General features: G+C 63.4%; 6 protein-coding genes. All 6 read right to left on the reverse strand.

Annotated features, from left to right (window positions below; all coding sequences use genetic code 11):
- Window positions 1-79 precede the first annotated feature (79 nt).
- The 6 genes from QMX88_RS27930 to QMX88_RS27955 all read right to left on the reverse strand — a co-directional run bounded on the left by QMX88_RS27930 (window position 80) and on the right by QMX88_RS27955 (window position 8,116).
- Window positions 80-814 carry a phosphoadenylyl-sulfate reductase gene (locus QMX88_RS27930; RefSeq protein ID WP_192172429.1) on the reverse strand — a complete coding sequence of 245 codons (735 nt, stop codon included), beginning with the start codon at window positions 812-814 and terminating at the stop codon, window positions 80-82.
- 917 nt (window positions 815-1,731) lie between these two features.
- Window positions 1,732-3,075 (reverse strand): aminodeoxychorismate synthase component I, encoded by a 1,344-nt coding sequence (pabB, locus tag QMX88_RS27935; RefSeq protein ID WP_282373483.1) that lies wholly within the window; start codon window positions 3,073-3,075, stop codon window positions 1,732-1,734.
- A gap of 61 nt (window positions 3,076-3,136) precedes the next feature.
- Window positions 3,137-4,198 (reverse strand): ABC transporter substrate-binding protein, encoded by a 1,062-nt coding sequence (locus QMX88_RS27940; protein ID WP_282373484.1) that lies wholly within the window; start codon window positions 4,196-4,198, stop codon window positions 3,137-3,139.
- A 17-nt stretch (window positions 4,199-4,215) separates the two neighbouring features.
- Window positions 4,216-6,327: a TonB-dependent receptor gene (locus QMX88_RS27945; RefSeq protein ID WP_282373485.1), complete on the reverse strand. Its 2,112-nt coding sequence runs from the start codon at window positions 6,325-6,327 to the stop codon at window positions 4,216-4,218.
- An 8-nt stretch (window positions 6,328-6,335) separates the two neighbouring features.
- Window positions 6,336-7,100, reverse strand: coding sequence for an ABC transporter ATP-binding protein (locus QMX88_RS27950; protein ID WP_282373486.1), 765 nt, complete (start codon window positions 7,098-7,100; stop codon window positions 6,336-6,338).
- Window positions 7,097-8,116, reverse strand: a complete 1,020-nt coding sequence (locus tag QMX88_RS27955) for a FecCD family ABC transporter permease (protein ID WP_282373488.1) — start codon at window positions 8,114-8,116, stop codon at window positions 7,097-7,099. The genes QMX88_RS27950 and QMX88_RS27955 overlap by 4 nt, the downstream gene beginning before the upstream one ends.
- Window positions 8,117-8,362: the final 246 nt, after the last annotated feature.

Here is an 8,362-nt window from a genome sequence, read left to right on the forward strand (position 1 = left end):
GCGTCAATTCAGGCGCTGAACGGCGTCTGCCAGACCGTCATCGCGAGCAAGCTCACTCCTACAACGTTGCGATCTGCTCTCAGGACTTCGCGATCATATTCCCGGCATGCAGCCCGCATTCCTTCTGCGTCGCTTCTTCCCACCACCAGCGGCCTTCGCGTTCGTGCTGATTCGGCAGGACAGGGCGCGTGCAGGGTTCGCAGCCGATGCTGATGAAGCCGCGCTCGTGCAGGGTGTTGAAGGGCAGTTCGAGCATGCGGATGTAATTCCACACGTCGGCGCTGCTCATCTGGGCCAGCGGGTTGAACTTGTACAGCGTGCGCTCCGAGGTCGAGAACGCGCTGTCGATTTCCACCACCGCCACGTTGTTGCGCGTGCTCGGGCTCTGATCCCGACGCTGGCCGGTGGCCCAGGAGGTGACGCCGGACAGCTTGCGGCGCAACGGCTCGATCTTGCGGATCCCGCAGCACTCGCCATGACCGTCGCGGTAGAAGCTGAACAAGCCCTTTTCCTTGACCATCGGCTCGAGCTTTTCGCGGTCCGGGCTGACGATGTCGATGTCGATTTTGTACTGCTCGCGAACCTGATCGATGAAGCGATAGGTCTCCGGGTGCAGCCGGCCAGTGTCCAGGCTGAACACCTTGACGTTCTTGTTGATTTTCCAGGCCATGTCCACCAGCACCACGTCCTCCGCGCCACTGAAGGAAATCCACAGGTCGTCGCCGAAGTGCTGGAAAGCAAATTTGAGGATGTCGGACGGGGATTTGTTGGCGAAGGTGGTGGCGATGTCGTCAACGTCGAAAGGGTGATTCATCTGGGCGGCTTCCTGATCAGGGCTGGCGCTTAGGCGCTCGTAATGGCGCAGATGGTAACAAAAAAAATCGCGCCTTTTGGCTGAAAGCGGGAGAACACGGATGCTTTTGCGGGCGGCAAACCTCTGGGAGCGCCACCCCGGTCACCCCCGCAGGTCCAAAGAGCCGGCCAAATCCCGAGGCGACCCACGATTCTGTGGGAGCGAGCTTGCTCGCGAATGCTTATTGTCATTTCCCGGAGAAAGTGGCTGACTGTGTTGGCGTCTTCGTGAGCAAGCTCACTCCCGCAAGTCCCACGAACGGGCCGGAATCCTGAGGCGACCCACGATCCTGTGGGAGCGAGCTTGCTCGCGAAGGCTTACTGTCATTTCCAGGAGAAAGTGGCTGGCTGTGCTGGCGTCTTCGTGAGCAAGCTCACTCCCACAAGTCCCACGAACGGGCCGAAATCCTGAGGCGACCCACGATCCTGTGGGAGCGAGCTTGCTCGCGAAGGCTTACTGTCATTCCCCAGAGAAAGTGGCTGGCTGTCCTGGCGTCTTCGTGAGCAAGGCCACTCCCAGAAGTCCCACGAACGGGCCGGAATCCTGAGGCGACCCACGATCCTGTGGGAGCGAGCTTGCTCGCGAAGGCTTACTGTCATTCCCCAGAGAAAGTGGCTGGCTGTCCTGGCGTCTTCGTGAGCAAGGCCACTCCCACAAGCCCCACGAACGGGCCGAAATCCTGAGGCGGCCCGCGATCCTGTGGGAGCGAGCTTGCTCGCGAATGCTTACTGTCATTTCCCGGAGAAAGTGGCTGGCTGTGTTGGCGTCTTCGTGAGCAAGCTCACTCCCACATGGACGGTGTTTGCCAGCCAGCACCGCAGTGTCTGCTCGACCGGGAGTCGTACCATCACCTCGGGTCATCGCACCTGCCACTCCAATCACAACCCCTCAAGCGTCTCCATCAACACCCGCACTTTGGTGAAGGTCTCCTGATATTCCGCCTCCCACTGCGAATCAGCGACGATCCCGCCGCCGCCCCAGCACGCCATCTGGCCGTCTTTTGCCAGCAAACTGCGGATCGCGATGGAGCTGTCCATCTCGCCACGCACGTCCAGGTACAGCAACGAGCCGCAATACAGCGCCCGTCGAGTCGGCTCCAGTTCGTCAATGATCTGCATGGAGCGGATCTTCGGCGCGCCCGTGATCGAGCCGCCGGGAAAGCTGCCGCCAATCAGGTCCAGCGCGTCCTTGCCGTCGGCGAGTTCGCCGGTGACGGCGCTGACCAGATGATGCACGTTGGGATAGCTCTCCAGGCTGAACAGCTCCGGCACTTTTACCGAACCGATCCGGCAGGTCCGGCCCAGATCGTTGCGCAGCAAGTCGACGATCATCAGGTTCTCGGCGCGGTCTTTCGCACTCGTTAGCAGCTCTTGAGCAAACGCCACGTCCTCATCGGCATCCCGCCCGCGCGGCCGCGTGCCTTTGATCGGCCGGGTCTCGACCTGACGCTGACTGACTTTGACGAACCGCTCTGGCGACAGGCTCAACACCGCATCGCCCTCCGGCAGGGCCAGATACCCGGCGAACGGCGTGGGGCAGGCCAACCGCAGCGCCTGATACGCCGCCCATGGATCACCGAGGTACTGCGCGCGAAAACGTTGGGCGAAGTTGACCTGATAGCAGTCACCGGCCTGGATGTAGGCGTGAATCCGCTCGATGGCTTGCCGGTACTGCTCGACATCGATGTCCGGCGCGAAGGGCGCGGTCAGTTCAAATGATGCATCCCGTTTCGCCGCCGGTTGCTCGAACAGCGCGATCAGGCGCAGGCGTTCGACTTGATCAAGGGCAGGATGAAACACCAACTGGCTGGTGCGCGCGTGGTGATCGCTTATCAGCGCCCAAGGGTAGAGCCCCAACCGCGCGGAGGGCAGGTGCAAGTCGTCAATGGCCTGATCGGGCAGCGGTTCGAACAGGCGGCCGAAGTCATACGCCAGATAGCCGATCAATCCACTGGCGAACGGCAGCCCGCAGTGCTCGGGCAGGTCGGCTTCGCCGAGGCGGGCCAGTGATTCACGCAGGCGATGAAGAAAGGCCGCGCCGGATTCGTCCGCCACCGGCTGCAGGGTTTCCAGCGGCCAGGCGCTGAGCAGATCGAAGCGTCCACGGTCCGCCGTCGGGCGACCGCTGTCCAGCAGCACGGCACCCGGGGCAAGGCGCACGCGGGCGAAGTAGCCCCTGGGGTCGGCGTGATAGGGCAGCGGGTGTACGGAGCAAGTTGGCATGCGAGGCGTGGATCAGTCAGTGCGCGAGGACGGCGATTGTAGTCTTCCCCAAGGGCGAGTCCTAGGGGGCAGTCGCTGGCGGCTCGCCGTGCAAAATTCGTTGGGCATCCTCCGGCGTCAGCGAGTAATCGAAAAAGCGCCGGTAGAAGTCCATCGTCTGTGCCGCCATGTCGACGTCCGGAAACAACGCCGGGTGCAACTGCTGCGACGCCCAGGCCACCTGAAGCGCCACCTCGGTGCCGTAACGGTCCCACGGGAAAACCCCGGCCGGGTTACGCAGGACGCGCCCGTTGCGCACGGCATCAAGCTGGTTCAGCAACTGCGGTTGCGCTGCCTGATTCAAATCACCCGCGGCCGCCGCGAGGATCAGCACATCCGGCTGCCACGCCAGCAACTGCTCAGCCGAGACAATCTGCATATTGCCTTTGAGCCCTGTCGCGGCATTGCGGCCTCCGGCGATCTCGATCCAGTCGTCGATCAGCGTATCGGCGCCGTCCACCTTCAACGGATTGACCGACGCGATGTGCAGCACTTTTGGCCGCTGCTCAGTCGGGATACCGGCGACTACGTGATTGACCGCTGCCAGCTGCTGATCCAGAAACCCGTTGTAGGCGAGGACGCGGGCAGTGGGTTCCGCACCGCCGAGGGCCTTGGCGGTGTTGAGCATCGAGCGTTTAAGCCCGGCCAGGTCGGTGTAGCCCATCTGCATGACCGACAGGCCGAGCTGTCGATAGGCGATGGCCTGCCGATCGCCGAGGGCGGTGAACACCAGATCGACGTGCCCGGCCAGCAAGGTCTCGGCATTGAACGCCGTGCCCTGGATGGCCGTGGCCTGGTTGAGCGACGGAAGGACCTTGAACATCCACGGCTGGCTTGCGGGATGGTTGACCGTCGCGACAATGCGCGAGCCGGCGCCCAGCGTCATCAGCAGCACCTGATGGGCGTACCAGGCGTCAGCGATGCGCGCGGGTTCGGTGGGAATGCTGACTGATTGGCCGCCATCGTCCTGCACCTGTCCGGGTTTCAGCGGGCTGGCCTGACTGTTCTGGCCGGCATCGTTCGGGGCAGCGAAGGCGCTTACACTCAGACTGACGAGCATCACGACGCTCAACAAACCGCGCATGCCGACCCGCCCCTTGCTCACAGGTCCACCTGAATCGACGCCTGCACCATGCGCGGCGCGGCCGGTGTGGCGCTGGCTTGCCCGGCGCCGGTGTAGCCGTTCAGCCCGCCGGGGACGATGTTGGTCCAGTAGCGTTCGTTGGTCAGGTTGGTGACTTCGAGGCGGTAGACCGTGTCGCGTTTCATCAACCGGGTGCTGTAGCTGGTACCGGCGTCGAAGGTTGTGTAGCTGCCCACCCAGTGATCGTTGCTGTCGTCGGTGGGGCGAGCGCTGGCGTAACGGGCGTTGAGGTTGACGGCGAGGCCTGGCACCTGGTCGATGCGGTATTCGGTCAGAAGACTGGCGGTCATCCGTGATAGCCCGACGATGCGCGTGTCTTCCGTGCTGTCGTTGCCGGTGGACAGCAGCTTCGGGTCCAGCCAAGTGATGCCGCCGAACATCTTGAGATTTTGAGTCAGGTCGCCGTCGGCGAGGAATTCCACCCCGCGATTGCGCTGATCACCCGCCACGGCGTAGACGTTGTCCGGCTGGGTGTAGGCGAAGGGCCGCTTGATCTGAAACGCCGCCAGCGACAGGTTGACCCCGCGCGCGACCCATTTGCCGCCCAGCTCCCACATCCGGCTGCGATACGGCGACAGGATCGCCCCGGCGTTGCTGCTGCCGGCCGCGGCGCTGTCGCCCTGTTGCAGGCTGTCGGCGTAGGTCAGGTACAGCGTCAGGTCGTCCACCGGCTTGTACATGACGCTGCTTGCCGTGCTGATGCCCGAGTCCCGGGATGACGTGTGGACGCCCGCTTGAGAATAATTGTCGGCGGTCAGGCGGCTCTGGCTACCGCTGAGCATCAGGCTCCATTTCGGTGTGAACGTCAGGGTGTCGCCCAGCACGAACGAGCGTTGGCGGGCGTTGGCCGAGTGGTATCGGTCGGTGAAGTCGGGGAAGTCCGGCTCGTCGAAGGCGACCGGGTGGCTCAATGACGCGCTGCCCACGGTTTTCGTGCCGCCGGCCACGGGGTTGTAGTTGTCCCAGTCAAAACCGGTGACGCCGACGGTCAGGTCGTGGCGAATGCCGCCGGTGTAGACGCTGCCATTGAGGTTGGCCAGATAGCTGTTGATGGTGAAGCGGCTGGCAGTGGCGCTGGCCACCGAGCTGCGATACGTCCCGGCATTGTTGATCAGTGTGTTGGTGACCGCGGTGGATTCGCGGTCGGCGATCTGCCGCAGTGCGCCAATGTCGAGTTTCCAGTTGCCGTCGAAGTCGTGCTTGAAGTGGGCGCTGGCGGTGTCCGTGGTGTTGTTGTCGCCGGCATAATTCTGCCCGAGGTTGCTGCGGGTCGGGCCCGACGCGTGGGGCAATGTCACGCCCGAGGCGACGGCGAACTTGCCGGGCAGGCCCTTGGATAGATAGCTGTAGTGGCTGAAGTTGGTCTCGATGACGCTGTCGTCACTGATCTGGACATCCGTGGCGAGGCTCACCAGCTGCCGGCGCAAGGTGCTGCCGGGGGCATAACTGTGGCCTTGCTCGTCGGCGACGTTCAGGCGGTATTTGATCTTGCCGTCCGGGTCGAACGGGCCGCTCAGGTCGGCGGCCTTGAGCCAGGTCAGACCGGTGCCCACGCCGACCGTCACCCGATTACGGGTGAAATCCGTCGGGCGTTTCGACAGCAGGTTGAAGGTGCCGGCCGGATTCGCCGGGCCATACAGCGAACCCGACAGGCCGCTCAGCACTTCGACGCCGCCCAGTTGCTCGGCCGGGTAATCGGTGGTCGAGACCACGTTGAGGCCGTCCAGCCGGCTGTTCTGCACCACGCTGCCCTGCAGGCCCCGGGTTTGCGGCCGGGCGCCGTCGGCCTGTACGGAGGGCATGTAGCGAATGATGTCTTTGAAGCTCTTGAGCTGTTGGCTGTCGATCAGGTCGGAGGACAGCACGCTGATGGAGTAGGGCGTGTCCAGCAGCCTGCGCTCACCCATCGGGCCGAGGGTCGCCGACTTCTCCCGCGCCTGATCGGCAATCGACTGTTCGGCGCTGATGTCCAGCGGTGCCAGGGTCATTTCCTGCGCCAGGCTGACCTGGGCGAAGCCGCCAAACAAAAGCGGCGCGAACGCCAGGCGCGATGAGAAGGATCGGGTCATGTAAACACTCAGGAAGCAATAAAAAAGCGGTGGCCGTTGGTGTCGATCTGCTCCACGGCGATCTGGTAAAGACGCGCCATGAGGGCGCTGTCGATGACGTCGTGGGGCGCGCCGTCGGCGATGAGTTGGCCGTCGTGCAGCACCAGCACGCGATTGGCTGAGGCAAGGGCATGTTCAGGGCGATGGGTGCTGGACAGAATGCTGATGCCCTGGGCGGCGAGGCGCTTGAGCAAGGCCAGCAGGCGCAATTGATGGCCGTAATCGAGACCGGTGACCGGCTCGTCGAGAATGATGATATTGGCGCGCTGGACCATGGCCCGGGCGATCAGCACCAACTGGCGCTCGCCACCGGACAGTTCGGTGTACGGCCGTTCACTCAAGTGATGAATGCCCAGGTCGGTCAGGGCCTGCTGCACAGAGGCCTTGTCGTCGCGGCTCGGCGCATGGCCCAGACCCACAGTGGGCAATCGCCCCTGCCCGACGATGTGGGCAACGCTGAACGGAAAGCTCGGGACGTGGCTCTGCGGCACGTAGGCAATCTGCCGGGCGACGGCGCGACGTTTCATCAAGCGCATCGGTTGGCCGTCGATCAGCACCTCGCCGGAGTGCGGCGTCAGCAACCCCAGCAGCAGCCTCATCAACGTGCTTTTTCCGGCGCCGTTGGCCCCCAGCAGGGCGATGTTGTCGCCGGCTTTTATGTCCAGGCAGACGTTATCGAGGATCAAGCGCTCGCCGATCCGATAGGTCAGTCCGCGGGCCTGCAAGCGCTTCATAGCCAACCCTTGCGCACGCGATGCAGCACCAGCACAAAGGCGATCGCGCCGAACAACTCGGTAATGATGCCGAGGGGGATTTCTCCCGCCGACACGCTGCGAGCGACGCCGTCGGCCGCCAGCAAGAAGATCCCGCCCAGGCAGGCGCTGAGGGGCAGCAGACGCGTATTGCCGGGGCCGACCAGCAGCCGCGCCAGGTGCGGAATTAACAGGCCGATCCAGCCGACCATCCCGGCCAGACTCACAGTGAGCGCGCAGATCAGCGTGGTGAGGACAATCAGGCCGCCCCGAATCTGTCCGACCGGCACGCCAAGGCTCAGGGCTTCGTCATCACTCAGTGACAGCGCGTCGATGGCGCGGCCGGTCAGGCACAGCAGCACGATGGCCACGGCCAGAATCGGGCCGATGATCCACAGCGCCTGCACGTCCACGGCACTGAGGCTGCCGAGCAGCCAATAGACGATGCTCGGCAACTGATCCAACGGATCGGCCATGTATTGAGCGATGGACAGCAAGGAGGTGAAGAGGGCGTTCGCAACAATGCCGCCGAGCACCAACAGCAGGATCGAGGGGGTCTGAAACATGTGCGCGATGCCCAGACCGATCGCTACGGCGATGAGCCCGGTCACGCACGCCACCAGCGCAATGGCCAGAGGCGGCAGGTGCCAGATGATTCCCAGCGCAGCGCCGAACGCACAACCGCTCAGCACCCCCAGCAAGCCCGGCGACACCAGCGGATTGCGGAACACGCCCTGATACGCCGCGCCTGAGACCGATAGCCCGGCGCCCACCAGTATCGCCGCGATCACCCGGGGCAGGCGCGCCTCGATGATCAAGGTGTGGAGCAGGTCGTAGCGCTGAGTGGGCATGTCGCTGAGGCCCATTATCGTTGCGATGAATGTGCCAAGTTCGTGTACGGAGATTTGGTAGCGACCCAGCAACAGCGCGCAGGCGGCTGTCACGATCAACGCCAACAGGCTGAGAAACAGAGGGGAATACAGCTTGGCAGGAGACATCTGTTACTCATTGTTTCGGTATGTAAAAAACTATACAGCGATAGGCGAGACTCCTCTAGGGACGGAATGCCGCATGGGGTGAATCTTCATTTAGCAGGGGGTTTATGGGTGGCGAGTTTCGGCTTGAGTTTTGCGGTGTGACGCCTGACGTCTTCCCGGCTAAAGCCGGTCCCACAGTCCGAGTTTCAGCCGGTCCCATTGACGGCACGCGGTATTTAGTGGGACCGGCTTCAGCCGGGAAGGGGC

The sequence above is a fragment of the Pseudomonas sp. PS02290 genome, assembly GCF_029960075.1.
Lineage (GTDB): Bacteria > Pseudomonadota > Gammaproteobacteria > Pseudomonadales > Pseudomonadaceae > Aquipseudomonas.

Excerpts from the sequence above, each read along its gene's own strand:
- QMX88_RS27940 (WP_282373484.1), bottom strand. The coding sequence starts at position 4,198 with ATGCGCGGTTTGTTGAGCGTCGTGATGCTCGTCAGTCTGAGTGTAAGC.
- QMX88_RS27950 (WP_282373486.1), bottom strand. The coding sequence starts at position 7,100 with ATGAAGCGCTTGCAGGCCCGCGGACTGACCTATCGGATCGGCGAGCGC.
- QMX88_RS27945 (WP_282373485.1), bottom strand. The coding sequence starts at position 6,327 with ATGACCCGATCCTTCTCATCGCGCCTGGCGTTCGCGCCGCTTTTGTTT.
- QMX88_RS27955 (WP_282373488.1), bottom strand. The coding sequence starts at position 8,116 with ATGTCTCCTGCCAAGCTGTATTCCCCTCTGTTTCTCAGCCTGTTGGCG.
- pabB (WP_282373483.1), bottom strand. The coding sequence starts at position 3,075 with ATGCCAACTTGCTCCGTACACCCGCTGCCCTATCACGCCGACCCCAGG.
- QMX88_RS27930 (WP_192172429.1), bottom strand. The coding sequence starts at position 814 with ATGAATCACCCTTTCGACGTTGACGACATCGCCACCACCTTCGCCAAC.